This window comes from Guptibacillus hwajinpoensis (assembly GCF_001039475.1).
GTDB lineage: Bacteria > Bacillota > Bacilli > Bacillales > Guptibacillaceae > Guptibacillus > Guptibacillus hwajinpoensis.
The window spans coordinates 95,600-116,807 of record NZ_LELK01000009.1 but is presented as its reverse complement, the minus strand read 5'-3'; the positions used below and the strand labels follow the sequence as shown (position 1 = coordinate 116,807).

At 40.0% G+C, this 21,208-nt stretch carries 24 protein-coding genes; 19 read left to right on the top strand and 5 right to left on the bottom strand.

Translation table 11 applies throughout. The annotated features are described in order from the left end of the window. The first annotated feature begins 35 nt into the window (after window positions 1-35). Complete coding sequence (gene paaX, locus AB986_RS18875) at window positions 36-929, top strand: phenylacetic acid degradation operon negative regulatory protein PaaX (protein WP_048313165.1); 894 nt, start codon at window positions 36-38, stop codon at window positions 927-929. A gap of 33 nt (window positions 930-962) precedes the next feature. On the opposite strand, the gene AB986_RS18870 is transcribed toward paaX, so the two are convergent. Then, on the bottom strand, window positions 963-1,493 hold the full coding sequence (locus tag AB986_RS18870) for a gamma carbonic anhydrase family protein (RefSeq protein WP_048313164.1): 531 nt from the start codon (window positions 1,491-1,493) through the stop codon (window positions 963-965). A gap of 131 nt (window positions 1,494-1,624) precedes the next feature. On the opposite strand from AB986_RS18870, the gene AB986_RS18865 reads away from it, so the two are divergent. The 10 genes from AB986_RS18865 (at window position 1,625) to AB986_RS18820 (ending at window position 11,975) form a co-directional block, all read left to right on the top strand. Then, window positions 1,625-2,593, top strand: coding sequence for an NAD(P)H-dependent flavin oxidoreductase (locus tag AB986_RS18865; protein WP_048313163.1), 969 nt, complete (start codon window positions 1,625-1,627; stop codon window positions 2,591-2,593). Window positions 2,594-2,776: 183 nt separating this feature from the next. Continuing rightward, the gene (locus AB986_RS18860) at window positions 2,777-3,745 is read left to right on the top strand and encodes an ABC transporter substrate-binding protein (protein ID WP_048313274.1); all 969 of its coding nucleotides are present in this window, start codon (window positions 2,777-2,779) and stop codon (window positions 3,743-3,745) included. A 103-nt stretch (window positions 3,746-3,848) separates the two neighbouring features. Then, the gene (locus tag AB986_RS18855) at window positions 3,849-4,883 is read left to right on the top strand and encodes an ABC transporter permease (protein ID WP_048313162.1); all 1,035 of its coding nucleotides are present in this window, start codon (window positions 3,849-3,851) and stop codon (window positions 4,881-4,883) included. Beyond that, entirely contained in the window at window positions 4,849-5,643 is a 795-nt protein-coding gene (locus tag AB986_RS18850) for an ABC transporter ATP-binding protein (protein ID WP_048313161.1), read from the top strand. Before AB986_RS18855 ends, AB986_RS18850 begins: the two co-directional genes overlap by 35 nt. Window positions 5,644-5,795: 152 nt before the next feature. Then, on the top strand, window positions 5,796-6,191 hold the full coding sequence (locus AB986_RS18845) for a thioesterase family protein (RefSeq protein WP_048313160.1): 396 nt from the start codon (window positions 5,796-5,798) through the stop codon (window positions 6,189-6,191). A 26-nt stretch (window positions 6,192-6,217) separates the two neighbouring features. Further along, window positions 6,218-7,318 (top strand): Glu/Leu/Phe/Val dehydrogenase dimerization domain-containing protein, encoded by a 1,101-nt coding sequence (locus AB986_RS18840; protein WP_394175477.1) that lies wholly within the window; start codon window positions 6,218-6,220, stop codon window positions 7,316-7,318. 24 nt (window positions 7,319-7,342) lie between these two features. Beyond that, the gene (gene pdhA / locus AB986_RS18835; protein WP_048313158.1) at window positions 7,343-8,410 is read left to right on the top strand and encodes a pyruvate dehydrogenase (acetyl-transferring) E1 component subunit alpha; all 1,068 of its coding nucleotides are present in this window, start codon (window positions 7,343-7,345) and stop codon (window positions 8,408-8,410) included. After that, on the top strand, window positions 8,407-9,402 hold the full coding sequence (locus tag AB986_RS18830; RefSeq protein ID WP_048313157.1) for an alpha-ketoacid dehydrogenase subunit beta: 996 nt from the start codon (window positions 8,407-8,409) through the stop codon (window positions 9,400-9,402). The genes pdhA and AB986_RS18830 overlap by 4 nt, the downstream gene beginning before the upstream one ends. 15 nt (window positions 9,403-9,417) lie before the next feature. Then, window positions 9,418-10,566, top strand: coding sequence for a dihydrolipoamide acetyltransferase family protein (locus AB986_RS18825; RefSeq protein ID WP_048313156.1), 1,149 nt, complete (start codon window positions 9,418-9,420; stop codon window positions 10,564-10,566). Continuing rightward, window positions 10,566-11,975 (top strand): dihydrolipoyl dehydrogenase family protein, encoded by a 1,410-nt coding sequence (locus AB986_RS18820; RefSeq protein WP_053216266.1) that lies wholly within the window; start codon window positions 10,566-10,568, stop codon window positions 11,973-11,975. Before AB986_RS18825 ends, AB986_RS18820 begins: the two co-directional genes overlap by 1 nt. A gap of 286 nt (window positions 11,976-12,261) precedes the next feature. On the opposite strand, the gene AB986_RS18810 is transcribed toward AB986_RS18820, so the two are convergent. Then, window positions 12,262-12,831 carry a helix-turn-helix domain-containing protein gene (locus AB986_RS18810; RefSeq protein ID WP_048313154.1) on the bottom strand — a complete coding sequence of 190 codons (570 nt, stop codon included), beginning with the start codon at window positions 12,829-12,831 and terminating at the stop codon, window positions 12,262-12,264. 101 nt (window positions 12,832-12,932) lie between these two features. Between AB986_RS18810 and AB986_RS18805 the strand changes: the two genes are divergently transcribed. The 7 genes from AB986_RS18805 (at window position 12,933) to AB986_RS18775 (ending at window position 18,325) form a co-directional block, all read left to right on the top strand. Continuing rightward, window positions 12,933-13,640 (top strand): AzlC family ABC transporter permease, encoded by a 708-nt coding sequence (locus AB986_RS18805; protein WP_048313153.1) that lies wholly within the window; start codon window positions 12,933-12,935, stop codon window positions 13,638-13,640. Continuing rightward, window positions 13,633-13,941, top strand: a complete 309-nt coding sequence (locus AB986_RS18800) for an AzlD domain-containing protein (protein ID WP_048313152.1) — start codon at window positions 13,633-13,635, stop codon at window positions 13,939-13,941. The genes AB986_RS18805 and AB986_RS18800 overlap by 8 nt, the downstream gene beginning before the upstream one ends. Window positions 13,942-14,121: 180 nt before the next feature. Then, entirely contained in the window at window positions 14,122-14,994 is an 873-nt protein-coding gene (locus AB986_RS18795) for a Cof-type HAD-IIB family hydrolase (RefSeq protein ID WP_048313151.1), read from the top strand. Window positions 14,995-15,140: 146 nt separating this feature from the next. Continuing rightward, window positions 15,141-15,389 carry a hypothetical protein gene (locus AB986_RS18790; protein WP_048313150.1) on the top strand — a complete coding sequence of 83 codons (249 nt, stop codon included), beginning with the start codon at window positions 15,141-15,143 and terminating at the stop codon, window positions 15,387-15,389. Window positions 15,390-15,785: 396 nt separating this feature from the next. Continuing rightward, window positions 15,786-17,057, top strand: a complete 1,272-nt coding sequence (locus AB986_RS18785) for a M48 family metallopeptidase (RefSeq protein WP_048313149.1) — start codon at window positions 15,786-15,788, stop codon at window positions 17,055-17,057. Between the two features lie 341 nt (window positions 17,058-17,398). Beyond that, the gene (locus AB986_RS18780; protein ID WP_161797409.1) at window positions 17,399-17,785 is read left to right on the top strand and encodes a YueI family protein; all 387 of its coding nucleotides are present in this window, start codon (window positions 17,399-17,401) and stop codon (window positions 17,783-17,785) included. Window positions 17,786-17,812: 27 nt separating this feature from the next. Beyond that, window positions 17,813-18,325 carry a redoxin domain-containing protein gene (locus AB986_RS18775; RefSeq protein WP_053216265.1) on the top strand — a complete coding sequence of 171 codons (513 nt, stop codon included), beginning with the start codon at window positions 17,813-17,815 and terminating at the stop codon, window positions 18,323-18,325. A gap of 42 nt (window positions 18,326-18,367) precedes the next feature. On the opposite strand, the gene AB986_RS18770 is transcribed toward AB986_RS18775, so the two are convergent. Continuing rightward, window positions 18,368-19,699, bottom strand: coding sequence for a DUF2254 domain-containing protein (locus AB986_RS18770; protein ID WP_048313147.1), 1,332 nt, complete (start codon window positions 19,697-19,699; stop codon window positions 18,368-18,370). A gap of 143 nt (window positions 19,700-19,842) precedes the next feature. Here AB986_RS18770 and AB986_RS22500 point away from each other — a divergent pair, with 143 nt between their 5' ends. Next, window positions 19,843-20,013, top strand: coding sequence for a hypothetical protein (locus AB986_RS22500; RefSeq protein ID WP_161797408.1), 171 nt, complete (start codon window positions 19,843-19,845; stop codon window positions 20,011-20,013). Window positions 20,014-20,243: 230 nt separating this feature from the next. Here AB986_RS22500 and AB986_RS18765 read toward each other — a convergent pair whose 3' ends face one another. Both AB986_RS18765 and AB986_RS18760 read right to left on the bottom strand, forming a co-directional pair. Further along, the gene (locus AB986_RS18765; protein ID WP_048313146.1) at window positions 20,244-20,429 is read right to left on the bottom strand and encodes a hypothetical protein; all 186 of its coding nucleotides are present in this window, start codon (window positions 20,427-20,429) and stop codon (window positions 20,244-20,246) included. Next, the gene (locus AB986_RS18760) at window positions 20,426-20,989 is read right to left on the bottom strand and encodes a histidine phosphatase family protein (protein WP_053216264.1); all 564 of its coding nucleotides are present in this window, start codon (window positions 20,987-20,989) and stop codon (window positions 20,426-20,428) included. Before AB986_RS18760 ends, AB986_RS18765 begins: the two co-directional genes overlap by 4 nt. Window positions 20,990-21,208: the final 219 nt, after the last annotated feature.

Genomic DNA, 21,208 nt, shown 5'->3' with positions numbered 1-21,208 from the left:
AACGGTATACCGTTATGACGAGCGGGGGTATGATGATGAATGAAAGCTTAAATACAAGGTCGATGATCTTTACTTTGTATGGTGAATACATTAGGCATTATGGAAATGAGATCTGGATTGGAAGCCTTATTCGCCTTTTGAAAGAATTTGGCCACAATGACCAATCAGTGCGTGCAGCCATTTCAAGAATGAATAAACAGGGATGGGTGCAATCAAGGAAAGTTGGGAACAAAAGCTTCTATTATTTGACTGAACGCGGCGTGAAGCGTATGGATGAAGCAGCCAGGAGAATTTTTAAACTTCAGCCAGCTGAATGGGATGGTAGATGGAGAATGTTCCTTTATACGATTCCTGAAGAAAAACGTCATATTCGGGACGAGCTTCGTAAAGAATTAGTTTGGAGTGGGTTTGGGAGTTCTTCTGCTAGCTTATGGCTATCACCAAATCATCTTGAGGAACAAGTGGAACTGCTCATCGAGAAGTATGACATTAGCGAGCATGTACATTTCTTTATTGCTGATTACAAAGGACCGCATGAGAACATAGCGCTAGTGAATGAATGCTGGGACTTGGATGAAATCAGCGATAAATATCGAGAGTTTATAAAAATGTATAGTGAACGATATGTGATCGACCGAAGCAAGATTGAACAAGGTAAGATGAGCGATGGAGAATGTTTCGTAGAACGAGCTAAGTTAGTACATGAATATAGGAAATTCTTGTTCATCGATCCAGGATTGCCAGCAGAGTTGCTTCCTGATGCATGGCCTGGTGAACATGCTGCGAGGCTGTTTAGTGATTACTACAAAACGCTTGCTAAGCCATCGTCTCAATTCTTTGAAGAGGTTTTTAAAGAAGGAAACGAATTAACAAATAAGGACAACGGTTACGATGCACTACAGCATCCATTACTAATTGATCGAGGATAGAAAGAAGGAACGGGAGCCCCGTTCCTTCTTTTTCTATACTCCTTCACTTACAATGTGGGACTGCTCTTTGAATTCTTTTCCTTTTGTTTTATATGTTTCAATTGTTAATCTAATGAGTTCTCTGTCTTTATCAGATAGTTCCCTAACTACTTTACCGGGTGAGCCAAGTACCATAGAGTTTGGGGGTATTTTCTTTCCTGAGGGGATGAGCGTATTAGCTCCGATTAGAGACCCTTCCCCAATTTCTGCACCATCAAGAATGATTGCTCCCATTCCGATTAAAGCACCTTTTTTAATTTTACATCCATGAAGTATAGCATTATGCCCTACTGATACTTCGTTTTCTAATACGAGAGGATAACCTTCGAATAAATGGCAGGTGCAGTTGTCTTGGATGTTGCATCCGCTACCAATCACAATTGGTGCTTCGTCTCCTCGAAGAACAGCATTAAACCACACGCTAGAATCTGCTCCAATTCGTACATCACCGATTATTTTGGCACCCGGTGCAATAAAAACATCCTCACTAATGACTGGTTCAATTCCTTGATATGAAATTAACATAAGAAATAGTTCTCCTTTCCATTAACTTAAGCAGGAATACGATAGGTTCTTTTTGAATGATATAAATAAGTATAACACGAATACACGATATCGTTTGTTTATCGTTATATAAAAAGAAAGGAGAACAAGTAATGAATTGTGTTTGTAAATTACTTTCGATTCAGTACCCAATTATTCAAGGAGGAATGGGGAATATCTCGAGTCCTATTCTCGCTGCTGCTGTGTCTGAAGCAGGAGGTCTGGGAACAATTGGAACAGGAACAATGGGACCAGATGAAGTCGAAGGACTTCTACTAAATATGAAAAAGCGGACGTCTAAACCGTTTGCCCTTAATATTCCAATCACTGTGACAACACATTTTAAAGAGATGTGTGAGTTAGCAGTGAGACACAATGTTCCAGTCGTATCGCTATCAGCAGGAAATCCTTCACCATTTATATCCTTTTTTAAACAAAACGATATAAAGGTTATTTGCGTCACAGCAAGCGTTAAGCATGCAAGAAAAGCAGAAGAAGCAGGAGCAGATCTAATTGTTGGTGAGGGTTATGAAGCGGCAGGTATTAACTCACCTCTTGAATTAACAACGATGACCCTAATTCCTCAACTTGTTGCGAACGTATCAATCCCAGTCATCGCAGCGGGTGGGGTTGGAGATGGGAGAGGGTTAGCTGCTGCTTTTGCTCTTGGGGCAAAAGGAGTGCAAATGGGAACAAGGCTTGTGGCTACGAAAGATTCTCCCTATCATGAGCGCTATTTAGCAAAGCTTATGGAAGCAAACGACACTGGAACAGTCATTATCGGTCGCAGTGTGGGGAAAGTTCGTAGAGTGTTGAAGACAGAATACTCCGATCGTTTGGTAGAAGCAGAGTTGAACGGTATTGATTCGAATAACTTTGCTGCAATGACAGATGAGGATAAGCACAGAATTGGTGCGATTGAGGGGAGGCTCGATGAAGGATTTCTTAATGGCGGTCAGATTAGTGGATTAGTAACATCTACACCTACGGTAAAGGAGCTTTTTGACGAGATGATTATGGATGCTACAAGAATCGTTGAGAACCTATCTATAAACTTTAATTCATTAGTGCAAGAGTTGTAGACTTTACTCTGTGGCTATATATCTGAAAATACTTAATAATTATAATTATTAGACATTTCGTTGACAAGCTAGAAACGCAAGTGTACCATAACGATAAAATATGCTGGTTAAGTTACTAACTATTAGGGGGACAAGCGTGTGAAATCCTGGAAAAAGTGGGTTGGAATATCACTTGTTAGTGTAATGGCTCTTACGGGGTGCGGGACGAATAGTACTTCGTCTAACACGGAAAATAACGAAGGTGGAGAAGGTGAGGAATCTTATACAATTGGGGTTACGCAAATTGTTGAACACCCTTCGCTCGATGCTGCTTTTGAAGGATTTAAAATGGCTCTTGAGGAAAACGGGTTTAAAGAAGGCGATAACGTAACGTACGATGTTCAAAATGCCCAGAACGACATGAACAACAGTAACACAATCGCTCAAAACTTAGTTGGAGATGAAGTCGATCTAATTTTCGCGAATTCAACACCAAGTGCACAATCAGCACTAAATGCGACATCAGATATTCCGATCATATTTACATCAGTTACAGATCCAGTTGGCGCGAAGCTTGTTGAATCGTTTGATAATCCAGGAGATAACATTACTGGAACAACGGATACACATCCTGAAGCGATTCCTAAAACAATTGAATTTATTGCTAACGAATTTGAAGCCAAGAATGTTGGATTAATTTATAACGCTGGCGAACAAAATTCAGTTGCGCAAGTTGAAATTGTAAAGGAAGCCTTAACTAGTAAGGGTATGAAAGCGGTAGAAAAGAGCGTCTCAACCTCAGCTGAAGTTAAACAGGCTACTGAAGCTCTTGTTGGAAAAGTAGATGTTATCTACATTGCGACGGATAACACAGTTGTATCTGCTCTAGAGTCAGTTATTAGTGTAGCGAATGATAAAGACATTCCAATGTTTGCCGGAGAATTTGATTCAGTTAATCGTGGTGCATTTGCAGCTTATGGTTTTGATTACAAAGATATTGGTTATGAAGCAGGTCAAATGGCAGCGAAGATCCTTAAGGGTGAAGAAACAACTGCGGAATTGCCTGTTCAGTATCCACAGAATCTAAAGCTTAAAATGAACAAAAAGGCAGCAGAGGAAATGGACATCGAAGTGAAGCCAGAATGGGAAGAGATGGGGGAATATACGGAGTGACATTGACAGGTTCGAAAAAGAGGGAGTCTTCTTTTTCGAACCTTTTTTAAGGATAAGACACCTTGAAAAGTGTAACAAATGATAGGGATTAGGAGGTTTTTGCATGAGTTCAGCGATGTTTGGTGCAGTGGAATCTGGAATTATATATGCCATTATGGCACTCGGAGTGTATTTATCTTTTCGTATTTTGGATTTTCCGGACTTAACGGTTGATGGAAGCTTCGTCACAGGTGCAGCTATTGCTGCCATTTTGATTGTGAATGGGACCAATCCATTCTTTGCAACTTTGCTAGCAATTGGAGCAGGTTTTATAGCAGGGTGTATAACGGGACTTCTTCATACGAAAGGAAAGATTAATCCGCTACTTGCAGGAATTCTAATGATGATTGCTCTTTACTCTATTAATCTAAGGATTATGGGGAGATCGAATGTTCCTTTATTGAATGAAGAATCTATTTTTACAAAGATAGAGGCTTTCTTTACATCAACAGGACTTGATGCACTATTTGCTAGTATGGCAGCAGCGATCGGTCTTCAAAACCTAACCTCGACCTGGTCAGTCTTAATTAGCATGTTGGTCGTAACGGCGCTTATCAAAGTGGTCACAGACTTATTTCTACGTACCCAGATTGGTCTTGCCCTACGTGCGACAGGGGACAACAAACGAATGATTCGTAGTTTCTCAGCGAATACAGATCAGCTAACGATTCTTGGACTCGGATTATCGAATGCACTTGTCGCCCTTGCAGGTGCTCTCATCGCTCAGTATAGCTCTTTTGCAGATGTTGGAATGGGAATTGGAATGATTATTATTGGACTCGCTTCCGTCATTATTGGTGAGGCGATTTTTGGAACAAAAACGATTGCTGTGACAACTTTCGCTGTAGTGGGTGGAGCAATTGTTTATCGTATTGTCGTCAGTCTTGCACTCCGCGTCGATTTTCTTGAAACAGGTGATATGAAGCTGATTACAGCTGTAATCGTTATTGCTGCACTTGTATTGCCACAATTAATAGATGGGCAAAAAGAACGAAGACGTAAGAAAAAGAAGCGACTTCAGCAAGAAACGAAAATCAACGAGATGAAGAAAGGAGGCGAAGGATATGCTTCAACTAAATCAAATTCACAAAGTATTTAACGAAGGCACACTTGATGAAAAAATTGCCCTTGAGGATATTAACTTAACGCTTAAGCCAGGTGATTTTGTTACAGTAATCGGAAGCAATGGCGCAGGTAAATCGACTCTAATGAATATGATTTCAGGTGTATTGACACCAGATGTTGGTGAAGTGTTCATAGATGATAGAAAGATTACGAATTTACCAGAATATAAAAGGTCGCGTTTAATCGGACGTGTTTTCCAGGATCCAATGGCTGGAACGGCGCCTTCTATGACGATTCAGGAAAATCTGGCACTTGCTTATAATCGAAACCGAAGAAGAACCTTGATGAAGGGTGTAACTAAAAAGCTAAGAACAACATTTCAAGAAGCATTGGGAACGCTTCATCTAGGGCTTGAAGATCGTTTGTCAGCAAAGGTTGGTTTACTTTCAGGTGGTGAGCGACAGGCGCTTTCTCTTTTAATGGCCACTTTTACTGAACCTAAAATGTTACTTCTCGATGAGCATACAGCGGCACTTGATCCAGCGAGAGCAGCTTTAATTACGAAACTTACAGGAGAAATAGTAGAACGTACGGAATTGACCACTCTGATGGTTACACACAATATGCAGCAAGCTCTTGATCTTGGAAATCGATTGATCATGATGGACAGCGGTCGGATTATTCTAGAAGTAGATGGAGAAGACAAACAGAACTTAACGATTGAAGCGTTACTTCATGAATTCCAACGAATTAAAGGTTCTAAAATGACGAGTGATCGAGCGCTCCTAGGATAAGATGCAAAACCAATTAGCAAATCGCTGGTTGGTTTTTCTTCAGCTAATGATCGTAATTTTTTGACAATTAATTGACTGTCATTATACGTGATGTTATTATATCGTTAAATAAACGTCATATATTTAAGTGTGATGAGTATGGGGTGAAACAGATGAAAAGTGGAATTTCGGTTGGACAAAAGGCCGTTATTCAAGCGGAGGTAACACCCGACATGTTTGCACAATTTGAGGGTGAAGTCATTCACCCTGCCTATTCTACAGTGTCGATGGTTTATCATATGGAATGGGCAGCAAGACAGCTTATTTTACCCTATCTTGAGGATGAAGAAGAGGGAATAGGTGGCGGAGTTGAGGTTAAGCATCTAGGACCAGCATGTGCTGGTCAATCAATTGAAGTCCTAGCCACAATTACCGACATTACCCACAAGTCTGTGATGAGTAGGGTAGATGTTCGGAGGGGAACTGATATTATTGGCACGGGGAAAGTGATTCAGTTTATTCTACCTAAGAAAGAGATCGAGAGTAAATTAGCAAAAGCAAAAATGTAAGCGATTTCATAAAAGGGGTGAAAATCGTGTTTGATCGAATAGAAGAGCACGAACAAGTACTATTTTGCAATGATGCAGATACGGGGCTAAAGGCAATCATCGCCATACATAATACAACGCTTGGTCCCGCGTTAGGTGGCTGTCGGATGAGGCCATATGAAACTGTTGATGATGCGATTGAAGATGTTCTAAGACTTTCAAAGGGCATGACGTATAAATGTGCAGCAGCAGATGTGGATTTTGGTGGAGGAAAAGCGGTCATTATTGGTGACCCACTGCAAGATCGTACCCCAGAGTTGTTTCGTGCGTTTGGACAATTCGTGGAATCGTTAAATGGACGATTCTATACAGGTACTGATATGGGAACAACGCCAGATAACTTTGTTCATTCACTAAGGGAGAGCAGTTGCATCGTAGGTGTTCCGGAAGAATATGGAGGTAGTGGAGATTCATCGATTCCGACAGCTAAAGGTGTGCTGTATGGAATCCAAGCTACGAATAAAACAGTATTTGGATCAGAGGAATTTGGCGGAAGAACATATGCCATTCAAGGACTTGGCAAAGTAGGTTTTAAAGTAGCTGAAATGCTTCTCGAGAACGGGGGAGATCTTGTTGTTTCAGATATCAATCGACATGCGATTGATCGCTTGATTCAAAGGGCGATTGAGCTTAATCGTGGTGTCAAGGTTGTATCAGGAGATGAGATCTATGAAGCAGAAGCAGATGTGTTTGTACCTTGTGCTCTTGGTGGTGTCATTAATGATCAGACGATTCATAAGTTGAAAGTTCGAGCAGTAGTTGGCTCTGCTAACAACCAGCTTCTCACAACAGACCACGGGGATCAGTTGAATGAGCGTGGTATCCTCTATGCCCCCGATTATATCGTGAATAGCGGTGGATTAATTCAAGTATCGGATGAACTCTATTCTCCTAATCCGATGCGAGTTCTCCAAAAAACAAAAGCAATCTATGACACTCTTTTTACTATTTTTGAGCAGGCAGAGGCTCATTCAATCTCGACTATTAAAGCAGCCAACCTATTTTGCGAGCAGCGAATTGAAAGTCGAAAGAGAAGAAATAGTTTCTTTGCTCATAAGAAACCTGGTAAGTGGACTGTACGTTCTTAAGTAAGAAATGAGAGGAGGATTTCCATGGATCTAACTGATCAATTTCCAATCGTTCAACTTGTTGATGGAGAGGGAAAGCAACGTGAAGAAAATTCACATGTCACTGTTGAAAACGCTAAGCGTTTTTATGAACATATGGCATTTTCCCGTCTGTTTGATCAAAAAGCTGTCAATCTTCAACGTCAGGGGAGAATTGGCACATACGCTCCTTTCGAAGGACAGGAGGCATCTCAAATAGGAAGTGCACTTGCACTAGAAGATGGTGATTGGATGTTTCCTACGTATCGTGACCATGCGGCAACAGCCGCTTTTGGCCATTCCCTTGAGAATATTTTTCTTTATTGGAAAGGGTGTATAGAAGGGTGCGTGCCACCACCTGGTAAGCATATTTTTCCACCGTCTGTTCCTATTGCCTCTCAAATTCTTCACGCAACGGGAACGGCATGGGCTGAGAAGAAAAAGGGGAGCGACAGAGTATCGCTTGTTTACTTTGGTGATGGAGCTACTTCAGAGGGGGATTTCCATGAAGGGCTGAACTTTGCAAGTGTGTTCCAAATCCCCGTCGTATTTCTGAATCAAAACAATGGTTATGCAATTAGCGTTCCACTTGAGCGTCAGATGAATTCCAAAACAATCGCTCAAAAATCGCTAGCCTATGATATGCCAGGGGTTCGGGTAGATGGAAACGATGTTTTTGCTGTCTATAACGAAACAATGAAAGCAGTTGAAAGAGCGAGAAGGGGCTGTGGACCAACACTTATTGAGGCTGTTACATGGCGCTATGGTGCGCATACAACGACAGATGAACCTTCGAAATATCGTGATCAGAGTGAGAGTGATCGAAGAAGAGAACGTGATGATCCCATCAGTAGGATTGAACGTTTTCTTAGAGCAAATGATGCGTGGGATCCTGAATGGGAGATTAAAGTGAAAGCTGATTCAGAAAAAAGGTTGAATGAGGCTGTTAGTGAAATGGAGAAAACACATAAATCAGATGAAACCCTTATGTTTGATCATGTGTTTGGAACTGAAGTATGGCCAGTTCAAGAACAGAAGGAGCGTTTTTTTCATGAAGGGAGTGAGAAAGCATGAGTATCGCTGTGAATATGAAAAAAATGACTATGGTGCAAGCCATTACGGAAGCTCTTAAAGTGATGCTTGAAGAAGACGCCTCTACGCTTGTTATTGGTGAAGACGTGGGTCGAAATGGGGGGGTTTTCAGAGCTACAGATGGTTTATTCGAGCTATTTGGTGATGATCGAGTAATCGATACGCCTCTAGCTGAATCCGGCTTAATTGGAACGTCCATTGGTCTAGCCATGAACGGCTTTAAGCCAGTTGTCGAAATTCAGTTTCTAGGGTTTATTTATCCTGGGTTTAATCAGCTAATTACCCATGCTACGAGAATTAGAACGAGGACCCAAAGCCGCTATACTGTACCCCTTACGATAAGGGTTCCTTATGGTGCTGGTGTGAGAGCGCCGGAAATTCATAGTGATAGTACGGAAGCGCTCTTCACGCACATACCTGGTTTGAAAGTGGTTGTTCCCTCTACACCACATGATGCAAAAGGAATGCTCATTAGTAGTATTAAAGATCCTGACCCCGTTCTCTTTCTAGAACCTATGAAGATGTATCGATCCGGAAAAGGGGATGTTCCTACAGGAAGTTATACAATACCACTTGGAAAAGCGTACAGGCGACGCAAAGGTGAAGATGTATCGATCTTTGCTTGGGGAGCAATGGTAAGGATTGCTGAGAAAGCGGCTGAAACAGCAGCAAAGAACGGAATAGAGTGTGACGTGATAGATCTTCGAACGTTATACCCGCTTGATAAGGAAATGATTGCTGAATCAGTTCAAAAAACCGGAAGAGCAGTAATTATACATGAAGCTCCGTCTTCAGGTGGAGTTGGTAGTGAAGTCATTACGATTATTAATGATACATCCTTTCTTTATATGAAAGCTCCGATTAAAAAGGTCACTGGATACGATACGCCTGTTCCTCTTTTTACCCTTGAAGATGACTATCTTCCTGATGAGAAAAAAGTAGTTCGAGCTATAGAAGAAACCGTTCGTTTCTAAGGAGGGTTAACAAATATGGAAGTTAAGCTACATGATATAGGAGAAGGAATGTCAGAAGGGGAAATTGTTCAGATTCTCGTAAATGCTGGCGACTTTGTGACTGTTGATCAACCTCTAGTTGAAGTTCAAACAGATAAAGTAACAGCTGAGCTTCCATCACCGTTTGCTGGAAGAATTGAGAACATCTTCGTTTCTTCAGGTGATGTTATTGAAGTGGGAGGAGTACTGTTGACGATTTCTCCTATTGAGCGAAAAAACGAAGTGGTGACCAAAACAAAAAATGCTACTAGAATACTAGCTGCGCCGTTCACGAGGAAAATAGCACGAGAACATGGTGTGGATATCGAAAACGTCATAGGGAGCGGGCCAGCAGGGCGAATCGTAGATGAAGACGTAATGAACTATATTGAACTGGGGCGGGAAGCGGAGGTAGAACCTGTTCAAAATCATAAAGAAAAGAAAGAAGTAAAGTCCGATACGATTCCATTCACTTCGAGACGTAGACAAATAGCTGCTAAGATGACGAAAGCAGTTCGGACCATTCCACACGTTTCGCACTTTGATGAAGTAGATGTAACGAATGTCCTTGAAATTAAAAGTATGCTAGCTGAGAAACGCGGCATTTCATTATCCGTTGCAGCTTTTTATATTAAAGCTGTCTGTGTAGCACTAAAGGATTACCCGATTTTCAATTCAGAATTGAGTGAAGAGGAAAGTCTAATTACGTTGAAGAAAGACATTCACATTGGCATTGCAACTGATACAAAAGAAGGGCTTATCGTCCCTGTTATTCAGCACTGTGACCGCCTCTCGATTCAAGACATTCATGTCAAGATGAAGCAGTTACGTGAGCGTGCACTGAAAAATGAGCTCACACGAGAAGAGTTGTCATCTGGTACGTTCACGATTAGTAATGCAGGTCCGCTGGGAAGCACTGGAGCTACGCCTATTATTAATTACCCTGAGGCAGCTCTGTTGGCATTTCATAAAACGAAGAAAATGCCTGTTGTGACAGATGAAGACGAAATCGTCATCCGTTCAATTATGAATCTTTCGATGACGTTTGATCATCGAATAACTGACGGAGGTACATCTATGCGTTTTACAAATCGAATCATTGAATTAATTGAACAACCATCCCTACTTTTAACGGAGCTTGTGTAATGGTAGTTGGAGAAATTATTCATGAAAAAGATGTTGTTGTCATCGGTGCAGGGCCAGCAGGATATGAAGCGGCTCTCCGTGCTGCTCAATATGGTAGAGACGTTACACTTGTAGATCGATCAAGGTCAGGTGGTGAATGTTTACATACCGGGTGTATTCCATCAAAGTTACTTGCGATATCAGCGAGGAAAATGTGGGATTCAGCACCGGGTGTAACGATGGATCCAGAATTTTCAATGCAGCAGTGGCACAATGAAAAAACTGAAGTCGTTGAGAGATTAGAAAAAGGCTTAGAGATGCGATTTAAATCAAATAACATTGAGTGTGTAAAAGGGAGCGCTTCCTTTCTATCGAGCGAACGGATAGGTGTAGAGCAAGGAGAGAAATTTGAAGTATGGACGTTTCAACATGTCATTATCGCAACGGGGAGTCGTCCAAAAGATCCTCCCTTTCTTTTTGAAAACATCCCAGGTGTTATCCCTGTCGAACAGCTTTATAAGACGCCTTCTATTCCTAGACGACTAGTCATCTTCGGCGAAGACTACCTTTCATTAGAAGCTGCAAGTACGTTCAGAGCTCTTGGGGCAGAAGTTACGGTCGTTACGGCATATGACTCACTCATCGGTGACATGGATGAAACGATCATAAGAGAGTTGCAAAGACAGTTTAAGAAACAGAAAATTAGAGTGATTACTGGTGTTTCAGAATGTAATGCGGTGGCACGTGACAACCTCATTTTTGAAGGAATAAAATCGACAGGCGAGCGATTTGAAGTAGAAGCAGATACGATCGCTTATTCTGCAGGAAGAATAAGTAACATTGAGTCTCTCTGTTTAGAACAGGGAGGAATTGAGGTATGTGGAAACTATATTAAAATTAAAGATACGTGTGAAACTTCAATCTCAAGAATTTATGCCTGTGGCGATATAACAGAAGGCCCTGCTTTAGCTATAAAGGCAATTAAACAGGGCAAGACAGCTGCAGATCATTGTTGTGGTGTAGCGGCTACATTTTCTTTTGAATGTATGCCTACAATCATTCAGACTCAGACTCCATTAGCAACAGTTGGTCTAACCGAAGCAGAAGCTATTGAAGCTGGATATCAAGTAGTTGCTGAGAGCAGTCCTATGCGAGCAAGTGGGTATGCAAGCTTGCTGCGACAAACAGAAGGTGTGGTAAAAGTAGTCCGTGATAAAGAAAGTCATCTTCTTCTCGGTTTTCATGCGATTGGTGCCGGAGCGGTAGAGTTAATTGAAAAGGCAACGCTAGCATTAGAAATGGCAGGAAGAGATGAAGATTTCAGTTATCCATATTCACCTCACCCAGGATTTGGTGAACTGTGGTCAGAGACAGTTGATCGAACGATAGAAAAGAAGGCAAAGTCTATTGAATATAATCTAAATCAGTAAGCGCTCACTCAGGAGCGCTTTTTTTATTAGACTCTTTTCGTATACATTGTTGCTATTGCGATTATTTCCGCTCCAGGATACTCGCTTTCCGCGGGGCGGGACGCTTGAGCCTCCTCGTCGCTAACGCTCCGGTGGGGTCTCACCTGTCCCGCTAGTCCCGCAGGAGTCGAGTATCCTTCCACTCCAATCTCGAAGCGTGGTTTATTATTAGTGAAAGGCTCCACATCCAGCTAATTGGAGCGGAGATCAACCACCACTCCTATCGCAACAATTGCTAGGAAACAGCTTAACGAAATGAAGTAGGATAATGAATAATCATCATAGCTTTACAGGAAGACTGAGATTCATTTCGATAGCAATGTGGATAGTTTGCTGTAAATCTTAAGCTTTCGCCGGTTGAAACAGTGTAGGAATGTGTATCCACTTCAAGGGTCATCTTCCCTTCCTCTACGAATAGGTATTCTTCCACACCTTCGGGATGAGGATTAGAGTTGTAGTTACATCCAGGTTCTAGCTCAATATAAAAGGTTTCAAAGCTTTTGCCCGGTTCCATTGGAAAGAGTGGCACTACTTTCATCTTTCCACTTTCTTCGATAAGTGGCTCAATTTCATTTCGATTCACTTTCTTAATCAGAGGTTGTTCTTCATCAATGAAAGTCGTAAATGATACCCCAAGACCATTAGCTATTTTCCACAGTGTATTGACAGTTGGGTTCGATGCGCCTCGCTCAATTTGAGCGAGCATGGGTTTACTAACTGAACAACGTGAGGATAACTGGTCGAGGCTTAACCGATTCTCAAGGCGTAGTTTCTTAAGTTTCTGACCAATTTTTTTTGTTAAAGAATGGGTTTCCATAGGATTCTCCTATACTAGATGATTTTCTATTGAAGAACTGTTTAATATAACATACAATAAGTTTAATATATTTTACAATTTGTAACAATAGGAGGGATCGAATGCAAGCTATTAGCGTAACAAAAAGTGAATCAGGGTTTACAGACGGGCTTAAAGCAGGCATCAGTATTGCTATCGGATATATGCCGGTTGCCCTAACATTTGGATTGCTAGCGAGAACAACTGGTCTCACCCTTTATGAAGCTGTATTAATGAGTGTCCTAGTTTTTGCGGGAGCTGCTCAGTATATTACGCTTAGTCTACTTGCTATCGGGACTGGTGCTTTTGAAATTATCTTTACGATCTTTATTGTAAACATTCGCCACCTGTTAATGAGTGCCTCTATAAATGAAAAAGTTATGGATGATTCTCCATGGAAAAAAGCGATTTATGCATTTGGAATAACGGATGAAACCTTCACAGTATCAGCTACAAAACAAGGCGAATTAACGACAGGTTATATGTATGGACTTTGTCTTATTTCTTATTCAAGTTGGGTTGCATTTACAGGAGGAGGTTACATAGTAGGTGCTTCTTTACCTAGCGTCATCCAACAAGGTATGAGTGTTGCGCTATATGCGATGTTTATAGGATTGTTGATTCCTTCTGCTAAAAAAAGTAGGAAAGTACTCTTCCTAGCTGGAGTTGCTGCGTTATTAAACAGCTTATTCACATGGGCACATTTTTCAACAGGTTGGGCGATTGTGCTAGCAACACTATTATCGTCCATACTCGTTGAATGGATTGTAGGGATGAAGTCTAATGAGTAGTACAATGCTAATGATTATTTTAGGCCTTGCCATTGTTACGTATATACCAAGAATGATACCACTTGTTTTCTTTAAATCCGAAAAGATTCCCGCCTCTGTGCAAGGTGTATTGAAAAATGTTCCGTTTGCGATCCTAGGTGCTTTGATTTTCCCAGGTGTTCTAACAATCAGTGATAATATTATGTTTGGCATCGTTGGAGCAGGTGCTGCCTTTTTAGCAGCCTACCTTGGTGCTAATTTAATTATCGTTGTTATGGTTTCCGTTAGTGTGCTTAGCACATATGCCTATTTTTTTTCGTGAGAACTTTTCATTACGATCCAATCGTTTAAGATGCAGTTCTCGTTTATTGACTTTTTTACCCAAAACGAAAGATAATACCTACAGAGAGCTTTTTCGAAAGCTCCTTTTTTATATTGATTTAAGTGTTTTAATTGAACGATCCACTGCAACTCATTATAAGTAGAAAAGGATGTTGACCTTATGCGATGTATTTCAATTGATATGGACGGAACGCTTCTCACGAATGAACAAACAGTTAGTTCAGAGAATGTGAATGCGATTCGAGAAGCTCAAAGCCAGGATATAACGGTTGTCCTTAACACAGGTAGAGCTTATGATGGAGCGTTAAAACCACTTGAAGGTAGCGGGTTAACACTGCCAATTATTTGCTACAATGGAGCAGAAATTCGTTCAGTAGAAGGTGAGATTCTACATGCAATTTACCTTGATGATCACCAAGTTCACACCGTTAAAGATATTTTGGATAATGAGAGCATCTATTATCAGCTTTTCACAAATAAAGGTGTATTTACACATGACTATGATGGAACAATTGACTTAATTATCGATATGATGAGAAGTTCTAACCCTAATTTAACAGAAGAAGAATTGAAGGTTGGTGCAGAGCGACAATTTGAGAGCCTATCTCTAAAAACTGTAGATAACTTTGATGAATTGTTAGAAGATCGCGAGCTTCATGTCTATAAGTTTCTTGGTTTCTCTTCCGATAAAGAGCGTTTAAATCGCGCGTCATCTAAAGCTGACGGGGTACATCAGACAGTAGTTACATCATCAGGTAAAGAAAATCTCGAAATTAATCATGAAAATGCACAAAAGGGACTTGCACTTGAAACCTTTGTTGCTGAACGTGGTTTAAATATGAAACATACGGCGGCTATTGGTGACAATTATAATGACCTTTCCATGTTTAGGAAAGCGGCTTATTCGATTGCTATGGATAATGCAGATCAAGAGATCAAGCAGAATGTATCTTTCGTAACGAAAAGCAATGAAGACGACGGCGTCGCTCATGCTATATATAAACTAATGGATGAAGATTTGCTATCTACCTAATTGAAAAACAAGTGAAAGATGTTTGAATTTTGAATTATCGGGAACTTTCTTCTACAGGAAGGGATTCCCATTTAATATGAAGAGGTTTTCCGGACCTTTGTTCCCGCAGTCTTTGAAATACTCTGCAAAAAGGAGCTGGAAAAACAATGATGAAACCAACAGAAATTGAAGAAAAAGCTACGTGCAGAATGTGTGACAATGAGTACACCTGGTTTATACCACTCGCAAGCAAAAAGAATCAATCGGATGATCGGGTTGAAGCAACAGGTATCACGACCAAAAGTAGCCAGGCACCTATTGTAGAATTACATGTTCTTGCAGAATGCCCGGATTGCGGTATTCTAAACCGATTTGATCACACTTACGATCGTACAAACTTATATGTAGAAAAATGAACTAATTCGAGGCCGACAGCACTTCTGTCGGTTTCTTTTTTTATGGTTCTTCTCTATAGTTTCTTTTCGTAAACATTGTTGCTATAGTGGTTAATTTCCGCTCCAATTAGCGAAGTCTACAAAAGGAACAATCTATTACAAAAGAGCCTTTCTAAAAGATTGTTTTTTTTATGAGAAAATTGGAGCAACCTGGAGCGGAAATCACTCCATTCTTAGTGCAACAAAGTCTACGAAAAAAGCCTTTTCTACTGAAGCTTCAAATTTGTTAAATTCAGATGACTACCATTGACCTAAACTTGCTTGGAACAATACAAGTGGATATGATTAAGCTTAGATAGTTCTAAAAAAAGGATTTGCTCGTACTATTGGTAAAGAGATAGCATTGGGAGGAGATTAATGATGAAAAAAAGAATAACCTGGATTATTCTGGGCTTCTCCATTTATGCCCTCTTTATGGGGCTTTATTTGTTCTACTGGGCTGATTTTGGAGTGCCAGACGCTTATAAGGGAACAGCAGCCGATCCAGCAACCTTTATGACAGAGCGAGAGCTTCAACTTTCGGAAGAGTATTCTCGCTACAGAAGTTTTCTATCCTTTCTTGCGATCCCTTTTGAGTGGATTATTTATTTGGGAGTGCTAGGCTTTGGTTTATCAAGGATTTTTAAACAATTTAGCGAAGGCATTTCAAAAAAGAAGATTGTAGTCGTACCATTATACATTCTCCTTCTGACTGCCTTCACGTGGGTGTTTACTTTTCCTCTTCAATATTGGGCAAGATCACTATCGGTTAAGTATGGCATTAATACTCAGTCATTTTCGGGATGGATGAAAGACGAGATGGTATCATTCTGGATTAATGTTGGACTAACCTCACTTGTAATTGGAGTTCTCTATGCCCTTATTAAACGCTTCAGGAAGAAGTGGTGGCTTGCAGCATGGGGATTAATGATTCCATATCTCGCATTTATGATGTACATTCAACCTGTCGTAATTGATCCTCTTTACAATGATTTTACATCCTTGTCAGATAAAGCATTGGAAGAACAAATTCTTGATATGGCTGAAACAGCAGATATTCCTGCAAATCGCGTTTTTGAAGTAAACATGTCAGAGAAAACAAATGCAATGAATGCCTATGTATCGGGAATAGGTTCGAATCTTCGCATTGTACTTTGGGATACAACGATGGATAAGCTAGATGATGATGAAGTTCTATTCATTATGGCTCACGAGATGGGTCATTACGTAATGAATCATCTTTATGGGAATTTGATCGGGGCACTCGGTACAAGTTTAGTTGGTCTTTACCTCGCGTATCGACTTCTTGGCGGAATGATAAGGAAATGGGGCAAATCATGGGGAGTTTCTTCTGAAGCTGATCTTGCATCTTTACCTGCTTTGTTTCTGTTATTCTCTGTTATGTCCTTTATAGCAAGTCCAGTAGAACTTGCTATATCAAGACATGCGGAAGTCCAAGCAGATGAGTACGCGATTGAGATGACTGAAGACGTAGATGCAGCGGTTGGTTCGTTTCAAACGCTTACTGTAAATAGTCTAAATGAAGTCAATCCACCATTTCTTGTAAAGTACTTAAAATACGGCCATCCTACGATGATGGAACGTTTAATTATGCTTAATGATTACAAGAAAAACACTCAAGCTGAGTAGCATGAGTGTTTTTTCTTTTTATATGGACATTGTTGCTATATCGATAAAGCAGAGCTGAAAGGCGAGTGAAACTGGGGTTTCACTCGAATGAGCCAATAATCGAGAATTCAACAATATGAGCTAACATAGCCTTTAAAATAATTGGTTCAAATCAATAATCTTTAGAAAAGAGCCTTATACAATAAGGATTCCTAAAAGGTAAGTGAAGGGACTGTTAACAGAACCTTCACTTTAAGAAAGATTCACTCTATTATACGATAGTAGAGGAAGACCTTTCTAACTAGCATTGAATTAAGATTCTGTGAGAAGATAGAAGTATTCTACAAGATGAGGTGGCAAACGTGAACGAAGATATTAAGCGAGTTCTTGATGCTGGCATACATGGTACACCTGAACTAAAGCCGGCTGAGAAAGCACTATATTTATCAACCTTTAGAGAGCGAGTTTTTGTGGCTCTTACGAAAAGACAGGTAGCACAGCAAGCTGTCTACAAAGAAGTGAAACAAGAGTTGAAAGGAATTCGTAATGGGATCCTTTTTCTTAATGGTGATCTACCTTACTCAATGCTATCTAAATACATTAAAGAAGCAAGTAAAGTATCTTTATCGTTCGAAATAGTAAACGATAAAGAAACGGATACGCCGCTCGGTCTTGTTCTTGCCTCAAAACAAGATGCAGTGGAGAGAGAAGAAATCTTTGTACATGACGACTTCTTTCAACTGGATTGACCTTTGAAGAAAAAGGAGCGAAGGCATATGATAAAGAAGTTTGTCTTTCTCGTTCTAACTATAGCACTTGGGTGGGGCGTATATAATACAGTTATTGCCGATCGAAGTGTTGGGACAGAAGTTGGTGACAAAGCTGCAGACTTCAATCTAACTACGCTTGATGGCGAGAAGGTTAGTCTTTCAGATTACAAAGGTAAACCAGTCTTTCTGAATTTCTGGGCGACCTGGTGTCCGCCTTGTGAAGAAGAGATGCCTGACATCCAAAGTTTTGCAGACGCTCATCGTGAAGAGGTTACCGTCTTATCAGTTAATTTCACTAAGTTTGAGCCTGATAAGGAGGCTATCCCTGCCTTTGTGGAAGCCAATGAACTCAGGTTTCCAATACTAATGGATCGAGAAGGCACTGTAGGAGAGAACCTTTACAAAGTCATTTCAATGCCAACTTCCTTTATGGTTGATGGAGAAGGGGTTATTCGAGAAAAGCGAGTAGGCCCACTCACATTAGACGAGATGGAGAACTGGCTAGATGAAGTGAAATAATGGAAAAAACGGTCTCGCTTGGGACCGTTTTTTAGTATGCAATTACTCACGAGAAAGTGGTTGATAAGCATCCTGAAAACCGGTTGCCTTAGCCAGGTTCTCAAGTTTTTCATTAATATAGCGATGATCAAATTCGTCTAGAACTTTAGGGTCAAATCCTCTAATAACAAACTGGCCAAATTCCCAAATGGTTTCATGAATGTCGTGTTTATTGCCATCTGCGGCGATTTCTAATGATTGAAGAATGGATGCTAGAACAGAAACGTCTTCTCTAGCATAGTGTCTAATTTGATAGAAGCTTTTATATAAGTATTTACTATACGTTACAGGCTCAGTAATGACACGTAAATTCTTCTTGGTATCATGATAGATTGGCTGAGGGATATGCTTTTGTCCTAACCGAGAAAGAACTTTGCCAAGACGATTAATGCAGTTGATTGCGGTGTTAGGATCATTTATACCAGGTGAAATAGCTCGTAAAGCTATTTCTACTAATTTCTGAATGCCGTATTCAATATCCTGATCTGTCGTTCGTTCTGTTCCGAGAGATAGTGTATTTAATAATTTGGATGAATCAGGTACTGCAGAAGTAGACCAATAGGAGAAAATAACCGTTCCTTCATCCACAAATTCACCTATATCTTTCTCGAGCCTAATAATAAAGTCTTGATTAGTCGCGAGTTTGATTAAATTCGGAATATCAACATTCTGAAGATATCCAGACTTAGAAGAACGAATCGTTGTTGCACTTTTCATTTTAATTTCATCCAATTCCCATGAATCCCATGAAGCAATATCACCCTCATTCGCTTCTTCAAAATCTAAAAAAGCTCGATCAATGGTCTTTAAGGTATTACTAGTAATATGTTGTATTAAGTTACCAACAAGAATCCAATTTGAAACATGGTGAATAAAGAAAACGAAATACGCCACACATATAATGGCGTAAAGAACTGCAAATACTGGTGCAATATAAACAGTGTCTTGATTGCTTTGTTCAATTAGAAGTAAAAGAATAATAAAATAGATAACACCCCCGACAAAAATTCCAAGCACTCTTTTGGTAATACGGTCTGTTATGAAATTCTGAAGGGTACGAGGTGAAAAATTAGATAAATATGTTGTAAGAACGACCATAATCGTAGAAAACGTAATGGTTGTCATCGTGAGCATAGAGCTTACAAGTGTACTTAGAATCGTTACACTTGTATCGTAAGAAGCAAAGAAAAAGTACGGGAGGATAATAGCATTGCCTCGAATAATGTATTGATCGAATAAAAGGGTAAGAATAGCAGCGATAAATGCTCCTAAACCATAAAAGGTCGGGATAAACCAGAAACTCGATTGAATTAATTTAAACTTATTGTGTTCCATATAATCCTCTATCCTCCACTAGTCGGTTTAGTACTAGTATGTGAAAAGAGGATACAAGTTCATACGTTGATGACTTTAAGGTGTCAAAAAGTATGTTAACCTAATCTATTTAAGGGTAGTAAATTAGTAAGGAGGGGAAGAAGATGAGGGTTGACCGGACAGGGATTTATCGAAATATTCAAGAGAAAAGATATGAGTACTGGGTGGTTGAATCAGCTGATGTGAAAGTTATGGCTTCTTGGATTAGCTGGGATGTTCCGCTAGATCAAATCGAGAAATGGAAAGAAGAATGGATGTTGTCAGGTATCTCCTGAAACAAACCTCTTAACCTCCCTTAGCAAGGAGGTCATTTTTTTGTTTGACAATGTTCGTAGAGATTGTTGCTATAAGAGTAGTAGTTGTAGTTGATCTCAGCTCCAGAATGCTCGCTTTCCGCTCCAATCAACGTTGATTGTGTTTTTTAAAACAAAACTGTCTTTTAAAAAGGAGTATTTAATTAATAAGGGATAGAATTACATATTCAAACTTTACGGAGAGCGAGTCCTTAACCTGATTGACGTTTTTCTTTTTCCATTTTTCTTCTAACGATTTCTTTCGGTTCCCAGCAATTAAATTGGTAGGTGGGTTTTGTTTCAAAGCCTAGTCTTGCGCACCGATAAGTCGTTCGTTCTTTCTTAACAACTTCGTAATGAACGCATGTAGCACAGCAATGATAGCGTTGAATATTCATTGGGTGTCCTGCCTCTCCAGGTTTATGTGCTTCATGGATTGATAGGAATTGTCATCAAATGTAAGACAGTAAATAGCTGGATTAGTTAAGGACTTCCAAGTATCAAATCCGAAGGACGATTCGTAATGACGTAATAGTAAAGTTAAGAGATTACCATGGGTCATCATTAGAGCATACTCTTTCGTATGATGAATCGCTTCCTCTAAGGCTCGCAAACCTCTAGCTGTAGCTTCTTCACTCGTTTCGCCACCATCAAGTTTATAGGATGTGTCGTTGAATGTTTTCTCAAGTTCCTCTAGCCAACTATCAATGGGTTCTGATGTTAATATTCTTTCACTTAGGCGATCATCAATTGTAATTGATTTATCTAACGCTAGAGCGAGAGGTTCAATAGATTGTTTAGCACGTCTAAATGGAGAGCTATATAATTTATCAAAAGGTACAGTACGAAGCGTGTTAGCAAGCATAACAGCTTGATAACGACCGTCTTTTGTTAATGAGGCCTCTGGCTCCTGTCCTTCTGCTGAACAATGTCTAATGAGGTAAAGATGTTTAATCAATGTGATCACTCCTGAATAAGAAATTCTAAATTGACCTAACATTTATGTAGTAAAATCTTATCATGGAAAAGTTTTTTTAAAAAGAATTTAAAGAATAATGAAACTTTTTATGCGGTCTAGTCGTTAATAGAGAGACCCCTTAAAGTAAGTTGTTTTTCCCCTTGCTTAAAGAATGCATGCAGTGCGTTCTTTAAGTTTTTTTTTAATCAATAGGCTGGG